The following is an 18,880-nucleotide window of genomic DNA, read 5'->3' on the forward strand; positions in this document are numbered from 1 at the left end:
CCAGAAGACGAAGAAGATGGGGAAACGATGACGACCGACGTGTCCGATCCGAACGAGATCGACCAGCGGGTCTTCCCGCCGACGGCCCGGCGCGATCCGCGGACCGGAGAGCTCCTGCTCGGAGCGGTGCGCACGTCCGCGTTGATCGCCCAGTACGGCTCACCGCTCTACGTGCTCGACGAGGATGTGGCCAGGTCGCGTGCTCGCCGGATCCGCGCGGCGCTCGAGGCGGAGGCCGAGAGGATCGGCACGACGGCGACCGTCTACTACGCGGGCAAGGCACTGCTGTGCGTCGATGTCGCGCGGTGGATGGCGGAGGAGGGCCTGGCCATCGACGTCGCCAGCGGCGGCGAACTCGCCGTCGCGCTCGCCGCCGGCGTGGAGCCGTCCCGGATCGGATTCCACGGCAACAACAAATCGGAGCAGGAGATCGGCCGGGCGATCGCGGCGGGCGTCGGCACGATCGTCATCGACAGTGAGATCGAGACGGAGCGCATCGCGGCGGCCGCGAAAGCAGCGGGAGTCACGCAGCGCGTTCGGCTGCGGGTGAACAGCGGTGTGCACGCCTCCACCCACGACTACCTCGCCACGGCGCACGAGGACCAGAAGTTCGGTCAGCCCCTGCGCGATGCGCCGCGTCTGGTGGCCGCGATCCTCGCGCATGACGGCTTGGAGTTCGTCGGGCTCCACTGCCACATCGGATCGCAGATCTTCGGTACTGACGGGTTCAGAGAGTCAGCCCGACGCCTGATGCGCGTCTATCCCGAATTGGCGCGGCTCGCCGGACGGTCGATCCCCGAGCTCAACCTCGGGGGCGGGTTCGGCATCGCCTACACGAGTGCGCAGGCCGAGGATGTACCGACGATCGCCACCGTCGCGCGTGAACTCGCCGACATGGTCGCCGACTGCGCGCGCGAGTTCGGGGTTCCGGTTCCTCACCTGGCCTTCGAGCCGGGGCGCGTCGTGGTCGGACCGGCGGGGGTCACGCTCTACACGGTCGGGACAACCAAGCCGGTACCGCTCGCGGGGAGCGATGCGGCCGGTCCCGCCGATCTCGGCTACGGCGAGCGCCTGTATGTGAGCGTCGACGGCGGGATGAGCGACAACGCGCGCCCTGCGCTGTACGGAGCCGACTACCAGGTCCGCATCGCCAACCGGACCAGCGACGCGGCGGCGGCCCTCGTGCGCGTCGTGGGCAAGCACTGCGAGTCCGGCGACGTCGTCGTGCAGCGTGACGTGATCCCCGAGGATGTACGACCGGGCGACACTCTTGTCGTCGCTGCCACGGGAGCATATTGCTGGTCGCTCGCGAGCAACTACAACTACCTGCCGCGGCCGCCCGTCGTCGCCGTCTCCGGTCGCGGGGTGCGCCTCATCGTGCACGGGGAGACCGAAGACGATCTGCTGGCGAAGAGTGTGTCCTGGCGCCCTGGCGGTGCTGTTCACACCGCCTCCTCACAGGACGTGGTTCACCGCCCGTCATCCGGGCGGTGAACCACGTCCGCTCAGTTCGTGTACTTCACGTCGACGGTCTTGATCTCACCGTCGAACGGGAACGGTGCACGGTCGAAGTAGTCGAGGGAAACTGATCCGCCGAGGCAGATGCCGATGTCGAGGCAGTCGTTGGCGCTGAACAGGCCGGGTGCGCTGACCGGGACGATCCCTGTTGCGATCTCCTCGCCGTCGACCGAGATGGCGATGCTGAGTGCGCCGCCGGGCTGGGGATCGAGATACTTCGTTTCGACGATGACCTCGGCGCGGCCTGCGGCCAGTCGCTCACGGGACCGGATCTTGGTGCGCTTGACGATGAAGAGATTGTGTTCGTACCAGAGATATCCGTCGTCCAGGTAGCAGGTGAGCCCGCCGCCCGCGCCCCCCAGGGCGTAGAGCACGCCGCTCGCGTTCTCGGGCACTACGGCGTCGATGGTCACCGTGTTCGCCCGGTTGCCGAGCTGTGGCGCGACGACCTCGGGCATCCGGCGGAGATCTCCGGTGAAGTTCCAGCTTCGGTACGGCGTCGAGATCCGCAGTTCTGGATGATAGATCGGGATCCAGAGTGCGCCGCCGATCGGGAAGACGCTGTTCTTGGCGGCCTCGATGGTGAAGAGCTCCTTCATCTGGGCGAGTTTCTCGGGATGGGAGTCCGCGACATCGTTCGCCTGGGTCCAGTCCTCTGCGAGGTGGTACAGCTCCCAGGAATCGTGGTCGGGTGTCCAGTCTGCGATGCCTTCCGGCACGCCGGGTACCCAGGGCGCCCTGGGCCCGAAAGCCGACGCCATCCAGCCGTCGTGGTAGATCGCCCGGCTGCCCATGATCTCGAAGTACTGCGTGAGGTGCGTTTCCTCGGCGTCGGCATCCGTGAACGCCTCCGCGAAACTGGAACCATCGATAGGGTCCTGTGGGATACCGTTCACGACGCGTGGCGGGCTGATGCCGAGGAGATCGTAGATCGTCGGCACGATGTCGGTGCAGTGCACGAACTGAGCGCGCGGTGCGGGATCCGGGGCGATCCTCGCCGGCCAACGGACCGCCATGGGGTTGCGTGTGCCGCCGAGGTGCGAGGCGAGCAGCTTCATACCTTTATAGGGCGTGCTGCCCGCCCACGCCCACCCTGCGTGATACATGTTGTCGGACTTCGGCGTCCCGAGCACCTCCACACCTCCCATCTCGTTCATCGCCTGGATGTGCATCGGGACGGTGGAGGGGATGCCGTTCTGGGCGAGCAGTTCGCTGATGGTGCCGTTCTGCCCTTCACCTGATGAGCCGTTGTCGCCCCAGATGTACATGATCAGAGTGTTGTCGCCGTAACCGAGGTGCTCGATCTCGTCGACCACACGGCCGGCCTGCACATCGGCGTGCTCGGCGAAACCCGCAGCAAGCTCCATCAACCGGGTCTGGAACTCGCGCTCGTCCTCGGGGATGTCGTCCCAGGCGGGCATGCGCGGGTCGCGGTCCGTGAGGGTGGAGTCGCCGGGAATCCAGCCCTTCTCCTTCGCCTGCTCGAACACGAGCTCCCGGTACTCATCCCAGCCGCCGTCGAACCGGCCTGCGTACTTGTCGGCCCATTCCTTCATGATGTGATGCGGACCGTGGATGGCCCCGGGCGCCCAATACATGAAGAAGGGCTTCTCGGGGGAGAGCGCGCGGTGATTGCGGAGCCAGCCGATCGCGTCGTCGGCCAGGTCCTCACTGAGGTGATAGCCGTCCTCGGGAGTTCTCGGGGGCAACACGCTCGTGGTGTTGCGTACCAGGTTGGGCTCGTACTGCGACGCCTCGCCTGCGAGGAAGCCATAGAAGTACTCGAAGCCGATGCTCGTCGGCCAGTTGTGGAACGGACCCGTCACACCGGTCTCGATCGCCGGGGTGTTGTGCCACTTTCCGAAAGCCGCCGTCGCATAGCCGTAGTCCTTGAGCACCTCCGGAGCGAGGGCGCTCGACTTCGGTATCTCTCCCGCATAGCCATCCCAGTCGTTCGCCAGCTCGGCGATCTGTCCGTTGCCGATGCGGTGGTGGTTGCGGCCGGTGAGCAGTGATGCCCGTGTCGGTGAACACATCGCGGTCGTGTGGAACCGATTGAACCCGATTCCCTCGTCGATGACACGGGACAGGGTATCGGTCGCGACCGCGCCCCCGAATGTGTCGGGCAGGCCCGGCCCTGCGTCGTCCATCAGGATGATGAGGATGTTCGGAGCATCATCCGGAAGCCGCGAAGGCGCGACCCGCTGTTGATACACCGATTCCTGCATGGTGCGCCCGGCGACGCTCGCGGTCGGCGTCGGAGGGAAAGGGAGTACGTCCTGCGGGTTCACGATATGCAGCCACCTTCGTCTGGGGAACGTCGCGACCGGCAGAAGGCGCACGCGACAGCGGAACCCCTCACACTAGGAGCGACCGCCGGCGGCTGCCGTGGCCTCATCCTCTTCGGATGAGACACAGGTGTCGAAGCTGATCATCGTGCTGCCACCACGACAGTCCACGGCGGCGGCGCAGAGTCGTGCACGACCTCCGAGTCAACGTGGCTCGTGGGCGATACGGCGAAGAGCCTTCGGGGTGGTGCGATACACCTCATCGAGTGCACGGCGGAGACTCATCGGTGAACGAAAACCTGCATGTTCGGCGATCTCACCGATCGTCAGCGGGCGGTAGCGGTCGTCGGTGAGCAACGAGTGCGCGAGACGTGTTCGGTGACGGCGGATCTCCCTCGCGATGCTACTGCCGCTTTCGGCGTAGGAGATTTGGAGGGTACGCAGCGCAACTCCGACTTCTTCGGCCACAAGCGCGGGTGTGAGGTTCGGGTCGCGGCATTGCTGGCTGATCACGGCATCAGCTCGATCGCATAGCCGCTCAGCCAGCGGGTGGGTTGAATTCAACGCTGTGCGGTCAAGAACCACCGCCGCGCACATCTCCGTCACCAACTGGCTGATCGCGTATCCCTCGATGTTCGACGTCTCCGCGTCAGTGGCAAGCGCCCCTTCGACGAATTGTTCAACGGACCGGTCGAGAACGCGACGCTCTGTGAACCTCATCGGATGCGGGGGGAAGTCCGGTGCCATCGTGACGACTCGATCGCGGGGCGCCAGTAGCAGCAGTACCCTCCAGTTCCCGGAGCAGCGGAAGCTGGGCACCTTCCCGAATTGAGTCAGGACGAGGGAACTCGCGACCTCTACCTCGCGCCACGGTTCCGGCCATGCCCGCTTCTGTGTGGCCCTGCTGGATATGCACAGCAGCAACGCATGATCCGGGTGAGCGGTCGCCGTGTCAATGGAGAACTCGATCGGAGAGTCGCCTTCGATACGCAGAAGAACGACGTCGCCTGTTTTGCGAGCGCGAGCTCGCCGAGGAGTGCTTCGGCGCGCCTGCACGCCATGAAGTGCAAGGTCTATGGGGTGATGCTCGGGTGCGGGCTGCTTCACGTCTCTCCGACTCGCGACTAGAGGGGATCATCGAAATCATGTCTTGCGGGTGCATGCGACAGGCCCATCTCATCCTTGAAGGATGAGACGGGCTGAGTAGCTCCGGTGCGTCTCGGTACCTTTCGAGAACAGATCGGTCAATGGCTATCCGGGGAGGGACGCCGATGACGGAGGTGCTGAAGCGCAGCCTCAAACACGGTTGGAGCTACGACGCTCAACCGCACGTCTACGAATATGACGAGACAGCGAGCGACGAGTTCGGGTTCGCCCGGTTGTGGAGCGGTGGGATGAGCACCGTCCTCCAGAGCCGCGAAGGAATCGTCCATGTCGCTGTGATCGTCGAAGGATCCGCGGAGGTGATGGTCGACGGCAGCAACGTCCAGATCGAGACGGGTCAGATCATTCTGCTCGACGGTGACTGCGAACTTCATGCCCACTCGCCGAAGCCATGGGCGCGTTACGGCTGGTTCTTCCGCAACAGCATCCTTCGGGGACGGGAGTATCGCCCCCTCCTGGGTGAGCCGCGTTCGATCACGCGCGAGTCGCTCCTCGCCATGACCTCTGTCGCCAACACGTCGCTCGACGCGAACCGAGCCGGGGTGAAGCCGTCCATCCATACGCGGATCGCCATGGAGCATCTTGCTGCCGCTGCAGCCTATGATCATTCAGCCCGCCTGCGCACTGATCCTGTTCACAGAGACGGCCTTTTCCTTGCCGCGCAGAGCCTCATCTCCGAGCGGTTTCGCGACCCGGCGCTGACCGTCGAGGTGTTGAGCAGAGACCTCGCCGTGAGCGCCAGCTCGCTGCATCGCGCCTATCAGCCGATGGGCACGAGCCCGCGGAGAGAGATCGAGCGTCATCGCGTCGCGGAAAGTCTGCGCCGGCTCGCGCTGGACGTCGGGACTGGCGCTCCCCCGATGGTCGACATCGCCGCCGAGTCCGGATTCACCTCGGTCGTCACGATGCGGCGTTCGCTCACGAGGGCAGGACACCGCTCGCCACGCGGGTACTGACCGATCCCACGCTCGTCGCTGCCTCACGGCTCGAGGACGTCGACAGCGCATTTCGTGTCACGCAGAACCTCTTTGTCGCAGATGCGGCCCACGCTCTTCAGCCGGGAATGCCGTGTCGAGAAACTGGCACTGCTTCACCACCCGCCGCTGAGAAGCCGCGGTGGAGCAGCACCCGAATCCGTGACGAAAGGCAACCAGCGCTGTGAACGATTCACCCTCCGAGTCCACGAGCGACGACACCCAGGCGACCACGAAAGCGGGACTCTCCCGTCGCGTCGTGGTCCAAGGTGCGGCGTGGAGCATCCCTGTCATCGCGCTCGCTGTCGCCACACCTCTCGCGGCCGCCTCCGGAGCCGCCGCTCTGAGCTTCACTCTTCCCACCTACGCCGGGACCGCCTGCACGGAGATCACAAACGTCCAAGCCGCCCTCACGAACTCGTCCGGTGCGCCGGACCCCGGTAAGCCGGTCACGGTCACCCTCTCCGACGGCTACACGTTCGCCGACGGGTCCACGACCTACACCGGAACGACCGACGCGAGCGGCAAGGCCACGCTGCCCGCTGTTCGAGTGCCGGCGACCGGAGGTGCTGCGTCCTTCGTCGCAGCCGCCGGCGCTATCAATGCATCGGCTCCGGTGACGGCGCCCAAGGTCACGGTGGCATTCCGACGCAGCATGACCACGGGTCAGGTTCTCAGCTTTCCCACCGTGCCCCCCGGTTCCACCGCAATCGGCGACACGTTGTTCCTGAGTCCGGATGGCGACTTGCGGTGGGGCGACCTGCTCCTCGCTACTGGCGTGACATCTGCCGGAGTGCCCGCACGGCTGTCGCTCGATGACATAGTCGTGCCGTTCATCTCGTCATCGGGCGTCGCGAGCCGGTGGCGGTCCGCCACCGGCCAGGTCCAGACCTTTCCGAACGTGCCAGCCGGGTCCGTCGCGATCGGTGATACGACTTTCCAGGCGCCCAACGGTGATCTGTGGATGGGAGACGTACGCTTTGCGACCGGCGCCCTGTCTGTGGGAGTGCCTTTCCGAAGCACAGCGAACGACTCATACACATCGTTCGTCTCGTCGTCCGGGATCGCGAGCCGGTGGCAGGCTAGCACCAACCAGACCATTACGTTCCCGAACGTTCCCGTGGGCTCCATCGCGATCGGCGACAACGCCTTCCAAGCGCCCAACGGCGACCTGTGGTTTGGTAACACCCTCGTTGCTACCGGAGTCATCGCGGCGAGTGTCCCTGCGCGAACGAGCGATAACGTGGCGTACATCTCGTACATCTCCTCGTCGGGCGTCGCGAGTCGCTGGCGGAGTGATCCCACTCAGACCATCACGTTCCCGAATGTTCCGTCAGACGCGATCCCCGTCGGTGACAACTCCTTCCTCACCCCGGCCGGCGACCTTTGGTTGGGGAACTTCCTCGTTGCAACGGAAGTCTCGTCCGCGGGAGTTCCGTCGCGGGTTTCCAGTAACGACGCCTTCACCCCGTACGTGGTCGCCCCAACGTGTGCGTGGTGATGCTCGCCGGTCCCGAATGACCGGCTAGAGCGGCGAGGACCTCCGGGAACGATGTTCGGCCCCCAGCCGGACTCTCTTCCTGGAGGTCCTCGCAGTCGCTGGCGCCAGGCGTGCCGGAAGGCGCGACACCGACGGGAGGGGAGATCCGTGAGCGGTGCAGACGGCTTCGACGATGCCTTCCGCTTCAGCAATAACGGCGCACGTTCTGCGAAGGACGGGAGCGGCCTGAAACGGAGCACATATGTGCCACCTCAGCGTCCGGCGACGGTGGAATCACGCAAGGAGCGGCGACGACGCCGCCGGCAGAGACGGCAGCTGCAACGCGTCTATCGTGCCCACCGCCCTGAGCGCCGCTGGACAGCTCGGTTGAAACGAATCGCATTGGTTCTGATCCTCGTGCTCGGTCCGCTCTTCTTTGCGTACGTCCTCTTCATCTATAAGTGAGCCGTGGTCTCGCACACCCGGGCCAGTAGTGCAGGACGCGACTGTGGCTCACCGACTACCCGTACCTGTTCCGAACCAGGTCGCGCTCTGAAACGAAAGGTCCCTCATGCGTGTCCCCACACAGGAGACGGTCACGGTGTCAGTGGTCATCAGAGACCAGCGCGGATTCACCCACATCTACGAGGACTTCGTCACACGCCCAGAGGCGGCTCAACGGGCTCTCCAGGCCTTGGCCGCGGAATCCGTTCCTACAGTCCCCAACGATCCGTCCGGCGATGTGAGTAAACAGGCCCCGAACGCGCAGAGGGTCCCGCGATGACAACGCGTCGCATGGTCGAGATCTTGATCTCGCAGGCGTTTCCATCCGAGGTAGTGCAACCGGATGCTGCTCAGACACTGGTCGCGATCGGTGTCGTTGCGCTGCTTGTGGCCGTGGCCGCCGGAGCAGTATTGGCTGTGGTGCGAGCGGCCCGCCTGCAGCTTTCGTCGGAGTGGCGCTGGATGCTGGCCGGAACCTGGGGCGTGTGCACGCTCGGTTCTGCCATCGCGGCCACCTCAACCTCACAATGGGCCGCCACGATCGCTGCAGCCGTCTCACTTCCTTTGCTGCTGCTGTTGAGCAGCACTGCGCCGGTGCGCTTGTTCCTCGCGGATGCCGGCGTTGCTGCGAACGATCGAGACACTCCCACCAAGACCACGCCGCGCAGCGAGTCTGTCGCGAGCGATCGAAAGGACCACAATTGATGAACTCGAATGCCCCGCTCACCAAGGATCGAGCAGGGATCGACCGGCGAACAGTGCTCCGGGCATCGGTGTGGAGTGCGCCGGTCATCGCCGTGGCCGTCGCCACTCCGCTCGCGGCCGCCTCGATGGAGCAGCCTGCACTCACGTTCGAGGTCAGCCCGCTCGTTGACGTGGATGCCCCGTACGGCACCCGCTCCTTGCGCCTCTCCAACCCGAGCTCGACCGATTTCACCGGACCTCTCACCTTCCGAATGCCTGCGATGAGCGAGGCGACGCCATTCCTGATCCCTGGTGCGGTGCACAGCGGAGACGGCAACGACGACATCTGGACGATCCCTTCGATCACCGTTCCGGCGGGCGAGACGGTCATGCTCGACGTCGCCTGGCCTGGCCCGTTCCCCCTTGCGCCCGAGGCGCAGTCCCTCACCGTCGTTACTGACCCTGCACGCGGAACCATCACCACCACCGGAAACACGGAGATCACATCCCCCTATCAGTACCTCTGGGCGGCAGTGACGCCTGGCGGCGATGGATCCCCGGCAGGGACGACCTCGATCTTCATCGGCAACACGACCGAGACGCCGTATGGCACCCCGGTTTCGCCGCGTTTGCCCCTCTGGACGCTCCCTGTGGTGGCCGCCGTACCGTTGTCCGTGAATGGCACGAGGTACCCGGGGGTCAAGACTCTGGAGAACAACCAGCTGCTCGTGGCCTATCCCGACATCCCTGTCGCTGTCGAAGCGCGCACCGGCAAGCAGCTGTTCACGCTTCTCTGGGGGGCGGGCGGCGTCGGGGTCAACGGGCAGCAGCACAGAGCGCTCATCTCGATGGGAGGCCTGTCTGTCCTCGGCGACATCCTGATTCACTCCAGACACCGCGCTGTATGAGCCTCCTCTTTCGGTGATATCGCCAGCCGCTACTCATCAGGGAGGCGCCCAACAGCGGCTGCCACCGCGTCGACCCTCCCGGGCTCTGTTCGCACCCTAGGATTGCTCCGATGACCGACTCCGCCCTCGACACCCAGGTGCATCGCACCGTGGGGCGGCGTCTGATCCGAAACCCGCTGATCTGGGGTGCGTTGCTGCTCCTGGCCGCGCTCATCTGGACGCTGGCCGGCGATGACCTGAGCTTCTTCCCCTTCCTGTTGATGCTCGTCGGTGGGTGGTGCTTCGGCTTCGCGTTCGTGAACGCGACCCTGCGGATGGTGCCCGCGCGCAACGGGGTCTTCCTCCATGCCGGTGTCGCGATCGTGCTCGGCGCGGCCATCGCCTTCGTGGTCGAGTATGGAGAAGACCTGCTCGCGTCGTTTCCTGACCCGGTGCGCGCGGGGGCCGTCGTCGTGCAGCTCGCGGCGATCCCTGCGGCCGGGTGGATCTGGCTCGGCCTGGTGTCGCGCATCACCGATGTCATGACTCGGCGTGAGGCGAAGAAGCGCCCGGTGCCGGTCACACCGGAGTGGGAGCGTGAGGAGAGCGGAGACGGGTCCGGCGTGCGCTTCCCCGGCATCCCGCTGCGCATGCGCGCGCTCACCGGTGCGATCATCGCGATCGTCGTCGTCTTCGGGCTGGGTGGCACCGCGCTGGTGATCGCCTTCGACGACGTGGTGCTGCGTCTGGGCGCGCGTCTGACGATCATCCTGGTCGGCGTGGTGATCGCGCTGCCCGTCTACTTCATCTTCACCGCCCTGCTGCGCCGCCGGACGGAGTCGTGCCTGGTGGCGTTCGGCAACGACGAGCTTCGCGTCACGGTGGGGGAGTCGACCCACGTGATCCCGTTCCGCAGGCTGGAGCGCCTCGTCTGGCGCACGCGCAGCGACTATGCGCGCATCGAGGTGCAGGGCGACGGCGTCGACCTCTCCCTGGTCGCCGGGCTCGCCAAGCCTCCGCGCGGTCTCACGGCGGAGCTGCCTCCGCTCCCGCGCCGGGTCTTCCGCCGGCTCGAGCTCGCCGGCATGACGCAGGAGAGTTCGCGGCGTCGCGACGTCACCATCTTCACGCGGTCCCCTGAGCAGGCCTGAGGTCAGCGCACGGGGTATTCGCGCTCGCGCAGCGCGCGCGCCAGGTGCGCCGCATTGCCGGCGGCCGTGGTGAGCGCCGCCTTCACCTTCTCGGGGATCTCGTCGAGATCCTTGTAGTCGGTCGTGTGCATCGCCTCGCCGTTCCAGTACACCGAGGACTGGGCAGGGATCGTGTAGCCGACGTCGTTGAGGGACTGGAAGAGGATGGCGGCGATGTGGTGCGCTCCGTCCTCGTTGCCCACGATCCCGGCGATCGCGACCTTGTCGAACAGCGTGGGGCGCCCACGTGCATCCGTCTCGCCGAGTTCGGCATCCAGTCTTTCGAGCACGCGCTGGGCGACGCTGGAGTGCTGGCCCATCCAGGTCGGGGTGACGAACACCAGGATGTCGGCATCCAGGATCCGTGTGCGCAGCGCCGGCCACTCATCGTCGCCGCCCATGTCGGTCTCGACGCCGGGACTGATGACGGAGTCCACCGCACGGGCGATCTCTCCCGTCACGCCATGGGTGGCCAACTCCTCGAGGATCTGGGAGGCGAGCAGATCCGAACTCGACGCGGAGGGGGAGGGCTTCAACGTGCAGGAGAGGGCGATCGCTGTCAGTGGGGTGCTCATACCCACAGATGAGACCAGATCGGGCACCGGGCTCACAGGGGGTTCCGTCATACGGGATCGTGCGCTAGTCGCGGATCGGCACGCGGGCGCGGCCGCCGACGGTATCCTGGATGACGGCCGCTACGACAGGAGATCCCGTGATCCTCAGCTTCATCTTCTTCATGATCCTCTTCCTCGGAGGCATCTACCTCATGGGTCTGGCGCAGTCGCTCGAGGACTTCCAGGCGATCGTGTTCTGCGGTGGCCTCCTCCTCACCTCGCTCTCGCTCGCGTTCATGATGCGTCAGGGCGGCTCGGCAACGCGGCGCTCGAACAACTGGGCAGGCAAGGCCACGGACTGACCTGCGTCCCCTGCCGATGTGCGCGCGATTCCGACGCGCGCATCGGATCTCCAGCCTGTGAGTCGCACAGGTTGCAGGCGTAACGTCAGTACATGAATGCACAACTGAAAATCGTGGGGCAGAGCCCCGAAATGCTGGGTCTGGAGACCGTCCTGGTCGGGTCGCTTCCCGCGACTCTGCTCACGGACGATGCACCGGACCGCTACACCGTGGAAGCGGTGTTCACGCGCAAGACGGACCGCGACGAGGTCGCCGCGATCCAGGGCAGCGAGATGCGCGCCCACCTGTCCGCGAACGGATACCCGACCGTCGAACTCCGCGTCGCGGATCGTCGTCTGGAGATCGCGAACACCAACCTGGAAGAGCTCCGTGACGGCCTCGCTGCCGTCATCGCGGAACGACTCGCCGAGATCAGCGCCGACCTTCAGGCTGACCGCGAGATCGCCGCACATCGCTTCCAGGACGCCTCCGACCGCGAACAGGTTCGCGCGGCATCCGTCGCGGCCCTGGCGGAATCGGTGGTCTTCGCCCGCCGCGCTGCGCCCGTCATCGGCGATGACGATGCGCGCATCGAGGACTGGGTGGAAGAAGGCGGCGCCTCCCGCTTAGCGGGCGACCCGCCGGAGAAGAGGTCGTCATGGGTGACATCCGCCCGACCGTCCGCACACGTCCGCGCGACAGCGCGCCGCGTGCGACGAGTACGTTCACCGAGTTGGCTCAGCAGGTCCGCAGTCGCGGCCTCCTGCGACGGCGGTACGGCTACTACTGGACGAAGCTGGTCGCCGCTCCCGTCATCGTGGCCGCGTCCGTGCTCGCCTTCATCTGGATCGGCGACACCTGGTGGCAGCTGTTCACCGCCGCAGCGCTCGCGATCCTGTTCACCCAGATCGCCTTCCTGGGCCATGACGCCGCGCACCGGCAGATCTTCGTCTCGGGCCGCTGGAACGACTGGATCAGCCTGATCCTCGGCGACCTGCTGGTCGGCATGAGCTACGGATGGTGGCAGCACAAGCACACCCGTCATCACGCGAACCCGAACAAGCTCGGCGCGGATCCCGACATCGAGCTTCCGGTCATCGCGGTGACAGCGGAGACGGCGATGAAGCACCGCGGTCCGACCATCAGCTGGCTACGCGGTCATCAGGGTCTGCTCTTCTTCCCGATCCTCTTCCTCGAGGGCATCTCGCTGCACGCCTCGAGTGTGCGGCGCGTCCTCACCCGTGGGCGTCTGGAGCGGCGGTGGGTCGAGATCGTCTTCCTGAGCGTGCGGATGATCGGCTACCTGGTGCTGGTGTTCCTGGTGCTCTCACCCGGTATCGCTTTCGTGTTCCTCGCGGTGCAGCTCGGACTCTTCGGGTTCTACATGGGGGTGGCGTTCGCGCCCAACCACAAGGGGATGCCGGTGGTGCCGCGCGACATGACGCTCGACTTCCTGCGTCGGCAGGTGCTCATGAGCCGCAACATCCGGGGAAGCCGATTCCTCGACGTCGCGATGGGTGGACTGAACTACCAGATCGAGCATCACCTGTTCCCGTCGATGCCGCGGCCGCACCTGCGGCGGGCCGCTCCGCTGATCGCCGAGTACTGTCAGGACCACGACGTGCGCTACACGCAGACCGGGCTGTTCACGTCCTACGCGATCGTGGTGCGCTACATCAACCGCGTCGGACTGGGGGAACGCGACGTGTTCTCCTGTCCGCTGATCGAACAGCGCGCTGCCCTGACCGCCTGATCAGCGACGCTTGGCCAAGCGAGCCTCGAGGTTCGCCTTCACCGCCGGCCACTCCGGTTCGATGATCGAGAACTCGACGCTGTCGCGCAGGGCGCCGTTGCGGTAGCGCGACATGGCGCGCATCACGCCGTCCTGCTTCGCACCGAGCCGCTCGATGGCGGCGCGCGACTGGAAGTTCACCCACTGCGTCGTGAGCCCGACGCGGAAGACGCCCAGCGTCTCGAAGGCGTGCTGCAGGAGGAGCAGCTTGGATTCGGCGTTCGTGCCGGTGCCGTGCGCCGAGGGCCGGTTCCAGGTGTAGCCGATGTGCAGCCGCGGGACGTCGGCGACGATGTCGTAGTACGAGGTCAGGCCGAGTACCCGACCGGAGGAATCGAACGCCGTGAACGGCACCATCTCACCGTTCTCGCGCAGGGTGATGCGCCGCGCGATCTCCTCCTCGACGCCGTCGGGGGCCGGCACCGAGGTGTACCAGGCGGTCTTCCAGAGATCGCCCTCCTGCACGGCCTCGATCAGGGCATCGCGGTGCGACGTCTCCAGAGGGCGCAGCTCGACGAGCGTTCCGGTCAGCGTGACGGCAGAGGGGGAGACGAGAAAAGCCATGCCCGCCATTCAACCAGTTCGATCTCGACCAGGACCGCAGGTTCAGTCGGCTGCGACGCGATGCGCCCATTGGCCGGATCCCATGCGCGGCGCGACGTAGACGCTCTCTCCGATCCGCTGCAGCAGCCGGCGGTACGCATCGACCAGTTCCACCGTGACGCCGAGCTCGAAGGCCAGACTCGCGCGATGGGTGCCGCGAACCGCTTCGGCAGCCGCATAGGCGGCGGGCGAGATGAGCAGCCGTGCCGCCCATTCGTCCGCGCGGCGCTCCTGGCGGGCGCGAGCCTCGGGGTGCGCCGATACCGTGTGGCCGAGCGTCGCGTGCCCGAGTTCATGCGCGAGCACGCTCGTCGCGGTGCGGACACTCATCCCCGGGGCGAGACGGATGGTCATCGCGGCATGGTCGTATCCGCCTCTGGTGGGACCAGGGCGCTCCACCAATCGGAGGCCACTCTCCTCGACGAGTCGAAGGAGGTGGTCCATGATGCTCCTACTGGTACAGGTCGTCGGTGTCGCGCTCGTGCCCGACGGGGGATTCGAAGGCGACTTCGGGGATATTCTCGTCGGTGCCTGCGACATCGGTCCGGCGGCGGAACGGGGTCAGTGTGCCGGCTCCTCTGGCGCTGTCGGCGCTCAATCGTTCTTCGGCCCTGGCCAGCACGAGATGGGGGGCGACCCGGACCTGCGCACACACGGCGTAGACCACCGGGACGGGGATGGCCCGCTTGCCGGTGACGTAGTTGTCGAGCGCGCTGCGGGCGACCCCGATGTCGCGCGCCATCGCCGCGATGCTGCTCCCCGCGGCGGCGATCTCGCCCCGCAGCTGGCGGCCGACCGCGGCGTTGAACTCCTCGGAGAGTGTCTTCACACGTGTCACGATAGCACCGGCCTGTACCCAATATGCTGTCATGCTGGTCCGGTGATCGCTTGCACGTCGACAAACAGGGCGATAGTGTCTTCGTGTGACGACAGATGATCGACGCCTGGTGGCAGAAGCGGTCGCCACGCAACTCGGCAGAGCAGGGCGCTCTCGACGTTGGCTGTCGGAGCACGCCGGAATCGGCTACTCCACGCTCCGGCGCAGGATGCAGGCGCGCTCCGACTTCACGGTCACGGAGCTCGCCGCCATCGCGCTGGCGCTGGACCTCTCGCCCGCCGTGCTCGTCCCTTCCCCTCGGGGTGCGGGCGCGGATTCATAGGGAAGGCGTGTCGGTCGGGACCCCGCTGGGGCGGCGGTCTCGACCGACATGTCGCTCGTTCCTCCCCGCGTGGCGGGAACGCACCGGGGTATCGTGGCGGGATGAAGACCGTGCCCTTCGGATCCACCACCGCTCCCGCCGTCATCGCTGGAATGATGCGCATCGACGACAAGGACGATGCGCACATCCGCACTCTCTATCGTGCGGCGCGTGACGCCGGAATCGACTTCTTCGACCACGCCGACATCTACGGCGGCAGCATGCACCACTGCGAGACCCGGTTCGCCGACGCCTTGCAGCTGAGCTCTGCCGAGCGCGATGAGATCGTGCTGCAGACCAAGTGCGGCATCGTCCCGGCCCAGGGCATGTTCGACTTCTCGTACGAGCACATCACGGCGCAGGTCGAGGGCTCTCTGCGGGCGCTGCGCACCGACCGCATCGATGTGCTGCTGCTGCATCGGCCCGACGCGCTCGTGGAACCGGACGAGGTCGCCAGGGCCTTCGATGAGCTGGAGGCTTCGGGCAAGGTGAAGGCGTTCGGCGTCTCCAACCACACGCCGCGCCAGATCGATCTGCTCCGCACGGCGGTGCGCCAACCTCTCGTGGCCAATCAGCTGCAGCTCTCCATCACGCACGCGCCGATCATCGCGCAGCCGGTCGCGGCGAACATGGCGGGCTCGGACCAGAGCATCGTCCGCGACGGCGGCGGGATCGTGGAGTACTGCCGCATCAACGGCATCACGGTCCAGGCGTGGTCGCCGTTCCAGGGCGGCTTCTTCACCGGCGTCTTCCTCGGCAACCCGGATTACGCCGAGCTGAACGCCGTGATCGATCGATTGGCCGCGTCGTACGATGTCACGCCGATCGCGATCGCGACGGCGTGGATCACCCGGCACCCCGCGAAGATGCAGGTCGTTCTCGGAACCACCACGCCCCAGCGCGTGCAGGACGCGGCGGCGGGAGCCGACGTCGAACTCACCAGGGCGGAATGGTACGAGCTGTTCCGGGCCGGCGGGCATCTGCTGCCTTAGCCGGACCGCGGAGCCGGTTCGTCGTCTACCCTGAACTCATGTCGTTCCTGCTCTCGATCCTCGTCATCGCGCTGATGATCGGCGCGCTGATCGACATCATCACCCGCGACGACTCGCAGGTGAAGTTCCTGCCCAAGATGGTCTGGATCATCATCGTCATCCTGCTGCCGCTGATCGGCAGCCTCCTCTGGTTCGGACTCGGCCGGGAGTATGGCAGCGAGGGCATCGCGATCCCGCGGATGCGCCGCGCCCCGCGTTCGGCTCCGGCAGACGTGCGCCCCGCGCCGGCGCCGCCGAGGGACACGCGGACGACCGAGCAGCAGATCGCGGATCTCGACCGCGAGATCGAGGAATGGCGGCTCCGTCAGGAGATCGAGAGGCGCAAGGGCGACGCCGACGAGCAGGGCCAGGTCGGCGCGTGACGCGACGAGCGGTGCTCGGCGGCGGCTCGGGGTTCCTCGGCGCTGCGCTCAAGGATGCGCTCGAGGCTGACGGGTACGAGGTCAGCGTGATCGGACGGAACGGTCCGGACGCACGGTGGGACGATCCCGCGGCGATCCTCCGTCTGGTCGACGGCGCGGATCTGCTCGTCGGACTGGCCGGCAAGGCGATCGACTGCCGCTTCACGGATGCGAACCGCGATGAGTTCCTGCGGTCGCGCCTCGACACCACGAGGGCCCTGCATGACGCGGTGGCGAAGGCGGCGAACCCGCCGACGGTCTGGATGAACGCGAGCAGTGCGACCATCTACCGCTACGCGCTCGATCGTGCGCAGACCGAGGCGGACACCGACTTCGACACCGGCTTCTCACCGGATGTCGCGCTCGCGTGGGAGGAGGAGTTCTTCCGCGGCGAGCTCCCCGGCACGCGACGCGTCGCGATGCGCATCACGATCGTGCTCGGAGACGGCCCGGCGACCGACCTCTTCTTCCGTCTCGCCCGCTGGGGGATCGGCGGCCCCCAGTTCGACGGATGGTGGTTCCCGCATCGCCGCTACCGGGGGATCGGTCCGCACCCGACGGAGCCCGAGCAGCCGCTCGGGAAGCACTCGAAGGGGCGCCAGAAGTTCAGCTGGATCCACATCGACGATCTGGTGGGCGCGGTGCGCTTCGTCCGCGATCACCCGTCGATCGAGGGGCCCGTCAACTTCTCGGCGCCGACCCAGACCGACAACCGGGGACTGATGGCGACGCTGCGCCGCGTCGTCGGGATGCCTGTCGGGCTGCCCTCCTGGCGGTTCATGCTGGAGCCGGCGATGTGGGTCCTCCGTAAGGAGCCGGAGCTGGTCCTCAAGAGCCGCTGGGTGGCGCCCCGGGTGCTCGCCGATGCGGGCTACGAGTTCGCGTACCCCGAGCTGGAGCCGGCCTTGCGTGACGTCTGGGAGCAGAGCAGAAGCTGATCAGCGCGCCGCCGCCGCCACTCGTGCATCGACGTTGGCGGGCGACAGCACCTCGCGCGCCACGAGCACAGCGGCGCCCAGCACCGCGGCGCGCTCGCCGGTGGGGGACTGCACGATCGCGAGATGCTGGGTGGCGAGCGGGATCGAGCGCCGGTAGACGACCTCGCGGACTCCCGCGAGCAGGTGCTCTCCGGCGCGGGCGATGCTGCCGCCGAGCACGATGACCGAGGGGTTCAGGAGGTTGACGACCGTGGCGAGCACCTCGCCGACGTCGCGGCCGGCCTGGCGCAGGGCCTCGATCGCTGCGGGGTTGCCGGAGCGGACGAGCTCGACCACGTCGTTGCTCGTCTCGGCGTCGGCTCCTTGAGCGCGGAGGGTGGCCGCGATCGCGCTGCCGCTCGCGAGGTCCTCGAGGTCACGGTCCTCGTCGTTCGCTCGGGGGGAGTCGGGGGAGTGCGGAACCCGCACGTGGCCCATGTCGCCCGCCGAACCCTGGGCGCCGCGCTGCAGCGTCCCGCCGGCGATGATGCCGGCGCCGATGCCGGTGGCGACCTTGACGAAGATCAGGTCGGTGGTCTCGGGGAAACTCGCGGTCTGCTCGCCGAGTGCGAGCACGTTCACGTCGTTGTCGACGAGAACGGGCACGTCGAAGGTCTGCTGCACGTAGGCGGGGATGTCGAAGCGGTCCCACCCCGGCATGATGGGCGGGTTGTACGGCCGCCCGGAGGAGTGCTCCACCGGTCCCGGCACCCCGATGCCGACGCCGACGATCGGGATCGCCCGCAGCGTCGCATCGTCGAGGAGCGTGCGTCCCTCCGCCACCACGCGGTCGAGCACCGCGACCGGTCCGCTCGCGATATCGAGTGCGTGGGTGATCGAGGCGAGGATGCGGCCCCCGAGGTCGGAGACCGCGACCGTGGCGTGCGAGGCGCCGAGGTCGACCGCGAGCACGAGCCCGGCCCGCGGGTTGAAGGCGACACGCGACGGCGGGCGGCCGCCGGTCGATGCCGCCTCTCCGGCGGGGATCACCAGTCCCGAGGCGAGGAGCGCGTCCACGCGGGATGACACGGTGGATCGCGCCAGCCCCGTGAGATGCACGAGGTCGGCCTTGGTGCGGGCGTGGCCATCGAGAAGGAGCTGGAAGATCTCGCCGGCCCCGGTCGAGGCGCCCCCGAAACTGCGGTCGGCGTCGCTCATAGGGTCAGTAAACCACAGACCCTTTCGATCTCTGTGGAGCGAGATTCGTCGATCGAAATAAAACTTCTGACGAAGAGGTAGCAAAAGTGTGCTGACGTGTGTCAGAATCATCGA

The 18,880-nt window shown here is 66.8% G+C and carries 21 protein-coding genes; 13 read left to right on the forward strand and 8 right to left on the reverse strand.

Annotated elements, in window-relative coordinates:
* Positions 1–27 precede the first annotated feature (27 nt).
* Entirely contained in the window at positions 28–1,494 is a 1,467-nt protein-coding gene (gene lysA, locus FB560_RS04065; RefSeq protein ID WP_229673277.1) for a diaminopimelate decarboxylase, read from the forward strand.
* An 11-nt stretch (positions 1,495–1,505) separates the two neighbouring features.
* Here lysA and FB560_RS04070 read toward each other — a convergent pair whose 3' ends face one another.
* Both FB560_RS04070 and FB560_RS04075 read right to left on the reverse strand, forming a co-directional pair.
* Complete coding sequence (locus tag FB560_RS04070; protein WP_229673275.1) at positions 1,506–3,809, reverse strand: arylsulfatase; 2,304 nt, start codon at positions 3,807–3,809, stop codon at positions 1,506–1,508.
* Positions 3,810–4,010: 201 nt separating this feature from the next.
* Positions 4,011–4,553 (reverse strand): helix-turn-helix domain-containing protein, encoded by a 543-nt coding sequence (locus FB560_RS04075; RefSeq protein ID WP_141871185.1) that lies wholly within the window; start codon positions 4,551–4,553, stop codon positions 4,011–4,013.
* Positions 4,554–5,077: 524 nt separating this feature from the next.
* Between FB560_RS04075 and FB560_RS04080 the strand changes: the two genes are divergently transcribed.
* The 6 genes from FB560_RS04080 (at position 5,078) to FB560_RS04105 (ending at position 10,650) form a co-directional block, all read left to right on the forward strand.
* Positions 5,078–5,926 (forward strand): helix-turn-helix domain-containing protein, encoded by an 849-nt coding sequence (locus tag FB560_RS04080; protein WP_170198039.1) that lies wholly within the window; start codon positions 5,078–5,080, stop codon positions 5,924–5,926.
* A gap of 202 nt (positions 5,927–6,128) precedes the next feature.
* Positions 6,129–7,445: a hypothetical protein gene (locus FB560_RS04085; RefSeq protein WP_141871187.1), complete on the forward strand. Its 1,317-nt coding sequence runs from the start codon at positions 6,129–6,131 to the stop codon at positions 7,443–7,445.
* A gap of 147 nt (positions 7,446–7,592) precedes the next feature.
* A complete protein-coding gene (locus FB560_RS04090; protein ID WP_141871188.1) occupies positions 7,593–7,889 on the forward strand; it encodes a hypothetical protein in 297 nt (98 codons plus the stop codon).
* Between the two features lie 330 nt (positions 7,890–8,219).
* The gene (locus tag FB560_RS04095) at positions 8,220–8,633 is read left to right on the forward strand and encodes a hypothetical protein (RefSeq protein WP_170198040.1); all 414 of its coding nucleotides are present in this window, start codon (positions 8,220–8,222) and stop codon (positions 8,631–8,633) included.
* Positions 8,633–9,520: a hypothetical protein gene (locus tag FB560_RS04100; protein WP_141871190.1), complete on the forward strand. Its 888-nt coding sequence runs from the start codon at positions 8,633–8,635 to the stop codon at positions 9,518–9,520. The genes FB560_RS04095 and FB560_RS04100 overlap by 1 nt, the downstream gene beginning before the upstream one ends.
* Before the next feature lie 110 nt (positions 9,521–9,630).
* Positions 9,631–10,650, forward strand: a complete 1,020-nt coding sequence (locus FB560_RS04105) for a hypothetical protein (protein WP_141871191.1) — start codon at positions 9,631–9,633, stop codon at positions 10,648–10,650.
* 2 nt (positions 10,651–10,652) lie between these two features.
* Here the strand turns inward: FB560_RS04105 and FB560_RS04110 are convergent, their stop codons facing one another.
* A complete protein-coding gene (locus FB560_RS04110; protein ID WP_141871192.1) occupies positions 10,653–11,264 on the reverse strand; it encodes a flavodoxin family protein in 612 nt (203 codons plus the stop codon).
* Positions 11,265–11,401: 137 nt separating this feature from the next.
* Here FB560_RS04110 and FB560_RS04115 point away from each other — a divergent pair, with 137 nt between their 5' ends.
* Positions 11,402–11,605: a hypothetical protein gene (locus FB560_RS04115; protein ID WP_141871193.1), complete on the forward strand. Its 204-nt coding sequence runs from the start codon at positions 11,402–11,404 to the stop codon at positions 11,603–11,605.
* Here the strand turns inward: FB560_RS04115 and FB560_RS20650 are convergent.
* Positions 11,548–12,057: a hypothetical protein gene (locus FB560_RS20650; protein WP_170198041.1), complete on the reverse strand. Its 510-nt coding sequence runs from the start codon at positions 12,055–12,057 to the stop codon at positions 11,548–11,550. The two genes, FB560_RS04115 and FB560_RS20650, sit on opposite strands and share 58 nt — an antisense overlap.
* Before the next feature lie 185 nt (positions 12,058–12,242).
* On the opposite strand from FB560_RS20650, the gene FB560_RS04125 reads away from it, so the two are divergent.
* Positions 12,243–13,337: a fatty acid desaturase family protein gene (locus FB560_RS04125; RefSeq protein WP_141871194.1), complete on the forward strand. Its 1,095-nt coding sequence runs from the start codon at positions 12,243–12,245 to the stop codon at positions 13,335–13,337.
* Here FB560_RS04125 and FB560_RS04130 read toward each other — a convergent pair whose 3' ends face one another.
* Genes FB560_RS04130 through FB560_RS04140 form a run of 3 tightly spaced genes read right to left on the reverse strand, consistent with a single transcriptional unit; the run spans position 13,338 to position 14,808 of the window.
* Complete coding sequence (locus FB560_RS04130) at positions 13,338–13,940, reverse strand: GNAT family N-acetyltransferase (RefSeq protein ID WP_141871195.1); 603 nt, start codon at positions 13,938–13,940, stop codon at positions 13,338–13,340. It abuts the gene before it with no gap.
* A 42-nt stretch (positions 13,941–13,982) separates the two neighbouring features.
* A complete protein-coding gene (locus FB560_RS04135; protein WP_141871196.1) occupies positions 13,983–14,423 on the reverse strand; it encodes an ImmA/IrrE family metallo-endopeptidase in 441 nt (146 codons plus the stop codon).
* Positions 14,424–14,430: 7 nt separating this feature from the next.
* The gene (locus FB560_RS04140; RefSeq protein WP_229673272.1) at positions 14,431–14,808 is read right to left on the reverse strand and encodes an XRE family transcriptional regulator; all 378 of its coding nucleotides are present in this window, start codon (positions 14,806–14,808) and stop codon (positions 14,431–14,433) included.
* 94 nt (positions 14,809–14,902) lie between these two features.
* On the opposite strand from FB560_RS04140, the gene FB560_RS04145 reads away from it, so the two are divergent.
* The 4 genes from FB560_RS04145 (at position 14,903) to FB560_RS04160 (ending at position 17,569) form a co-directional block, all read left to right on the forward strand.
* Positions 14,903–15,139: a helix-turn-helix domain-containing protein gene (locus tag FB560_RS04145; RefSeq protein ID WP_141871197.1), complete on the forward strand. Its 237-nt coding sequence runs from the start codon at positions 14,903–14,905 to the stop codon at positions 15,137–15,139.
* Positions 15,140–15,240: 101 nt separating this feature from the next.
* Positions 15,241–16,170: an aldo/keto reductase gene (locus tag FB560_RS04150; RefSeq protein ID WP_141871198.1), complete on the forward strand. Its 930-nt coding sequence runs from the start codon at positions 15,241–15,243 to the stop codon at positions 16,168–16,170.
* A gap of 38 nt (positions 16,171–16,208) precedes the next feature.
* The gene (locus FB560_RS04155; RefSeq protein WP_141871199.1) at positions 16,209–16,592 is read left to right on the forward strand and encodes a PLDc N-terminal domain-containing protein; all 384 of its coding nucleotides are present in this window, start codon (positions 16,209–16,211) and stop codon (positions 16,590–16,592) included.
* Positions 16,589–17,569 (forward strand): epimerase, encoded by a 981-nt coding sequence (locus FB560_RS04160; RefSeq protein ID WP_229673271.1) that lies wholly within the window; start codon positions 16,589–16,591, stop codon positions 17,567–17,569. Before FB560_RS04155 ends, FB560_RS04160 begins: the two co-directional genes overlap by 4 nt.
* On the opposite strand, the gene FB560_RS04165 is transcribed toward FB560_RS04160, so the two are convergent.
* Complete coding sequence (locus FB560_RS04165) at positions 17,570–18,766, reverse strand: ROK family transcriptional regulator (RefSeq protein WP_141871201.1); 1,197 nt, start codon at positions 18,764–18,766, stop codon at positions 17,570–17,572.
* Positions 18,767–18,880: the final 114 nt, after the last annotated feature.

The organism is Microbacterium saperdae (genome assembly GCF_006716345.1).
Classification (GTDB): Bacteria; Actinomycetota; Actinomycetes; order Actinomycetales; family Microbacteriaceae; genus Microbacterium; species Microbacterium saperdae.

Excerpts from the sequence above, each read along its gene's own strand:
- FB560_RS04110 (WP_141871192.1), bottom strand. The coding sequence starts at position 11,264 with ATGAGCACCCCACTGACAGCGATCGCCCTCTCCTGCACGTTGAAGCCC.
- FB560_RS04125 (WP_141871194.1), top strand. The coding sequence starts at position 12,243 with ATGGGTGACATCCGCCCGACCGTCCGCACACGTCCGCGCGACAGCGCG.
- FB560_RS20650 (WP_170198041.1), bottom strand. The coding sequence starts at position 12,057 with ATGTGCGGCGATCTCGCGGTCAGCCTGAAGGTCGGCGCTGATCTCGGC.
- FB560_RS04130 (WP_141871195.1), bottom strand. The coding sequence starts at position 13,940 with ATGGCTTTTCTCGTCTCCCCCTCTGCCGTCACGCTGACCGGAACGCTC.
- FB560_RS04095 (WP_170198040.1), top strand. The coding sequence starts at position 8,220 with ATGGTCGAGATCTTGATCTCGCAGGCGTTTCCATCCGAGGTAGTGCAA.
- FB560_RS04135 (WP_141871196.1), bottom strand. The coding sequence starts at position 14,423 with ATGGACCACCTCCTTCGACTCGTCGAGGAGAGTGGCCTCCGATTGGTG.
- FB560_RS04150 (WP_141871198.1), top strand. The coding sequence starts at position 15,241 with ATGAAGACCGTGCCCTTCGGATCCACCACCGCTCCCGCCGTCATCGCT.
- FB560_RS04080 (WP_170198039.1), top strand. The coding sequence starts at position 5,078 with ATGACGGAGGTGCTGAAGCGCAGCCTCAAACACGGTTGGAGCTACGAC.
- FB560_RS04105 (WP_141871191.1), top strand. The coding sequence starts at position 9,631 with ATGACCGACTCCGCCCTCGACACCCAGGTGCATCGCACCGTGGGGCGG.
- lysA (WP_229673277.1), top strand. The coding sequence starts at position 28 with ATGACGACCGACGTGTCCGATCCGAACGAGATCGACCAGCGGGTCTTC.
- FB560_RS04075 (WP_141871185.1), bottom strand. The coding sequence starts at position 4,553 with ATGGCACCGGACTTCCCCCCGCATCCGATGAGGTTCACAGAGCGTCGC.
- FB560_RS04155 (WP_141871199.1), top strand. The coding sequence starts at position 16,209 with ATGTCGTTCCTGCTCTCGATCCTCGTCATCGCGCTGATGATCGGCGCG.
- FB560_RS04100 (WP_141871190.1), top strand. The coding sequence starts at position 8,633 with ATGAACTCGAATGCCCCGCTCACCAAGGATCGAGCAGGGATCGACCGG.
- FB560_RS04165 (WP_141871201.1), bottom strand. The coding sequence starts at position 18,766 with ATGAGCGACGCCGACCGCAGTTTCGGGGGCGCCTCGACCGGGGCCGGC.